The sequence below is a fragment of the Herbiconiux daphne genome, assembly GCF_024979295.1.
Lineage (GTDB): Bacteria > Actinomycetota > Actinomycetes > Actinomycetales > Microbacteriaceae > Herbiconiux > Herbiconiux daphnes.
Genome location: NZ_JANLCJ010000293.1, coordinates 1 through 800 on the forward strand (window position 1 = coordinate 1; position 800 = coordinate 800).

Annotated in this window: 2 protein-coding genes; both read left to right on the forward strand. The window is 36.9% G+C overall.

The genetic code is table 11. The features are described 5' to 3' along the window. Window positions 1-563: hypothetical protein (locus N1032_RS24760; protein WP_259543180.1), on the forward strand; the 563-nt coding region annotated here is incomplete at its 5' end. Between the two features lie 45 nt (window positions 564-608). After that, a partial coding sequence (locus tag N1032_RS24765; RefSeq protein WP_259543181.1) for a hypothetical protein occupies window positions 609-800 on the forward strand: 192 nt, incomplete at its 3' end.

The following is an 800-nucleotide window of genomic DNA, read 5'->3' on the forward strand; positions in this document are numbered from 1 at the left end:
TTACGTATTCTGTTGTTTCTTCTAATGGTGATATTACAATATCAGGATCTGTATTAAGAGGATTGAGTGTATCAACTACACCTGCTGTTATTAAAGCTGAAATAAATGTATCTGGTTCTATTACATCAGAAACTATAGATGTTTCTGTGAACATGTTGTTTAATACAAGAGGGACATCCTCTTCTAATCCTATTTCCAATGGAAGATACCAAGTAACACAAGGTGATATATGGACTATTGCAATCGAATCCGATGTCACTGTCCCTTGGCGTGTCACTGGATATACATGGCAAAGAACTTCCGGAGCTGGTAGAGCAGTTAATAGAATAGGGCAATACACTGCTAATCCCGGTACTAACTCGAAACAAGTTTCCATTGATACTAGTCATACCAGAACTCTTGACAGTAAACTTAAACCACTGACAATATCCGATTATCCATTCGATACTATTCCGAATGAACAATATTGTGTTGTTTCTTTTATCAATGACAGTACAAGTGAAACTAGATCTGTAACAGTAGATTTCCCTGCTCATTTTAAATGGTCAGATTTCAGTAGGTGATTCTTCAGGGAGTTGAAATATACTCCCTCGTATTTTGGAGGAATTATGGCATCAAGCCCTCAATATAAGTTAAATTTCCCTATGGAAACACCAGAAGCTGTTGCATTCTGGAGTAGTCGACATAAATTAAATCGTATCAAAGCTATTATGGCTTTCAGTTTAGACCTAGATAATGCCAATGATAATTTACGTCGTGCTGGGTACTATCGGCAATACCGTAAGCGTTATCTTCAGATA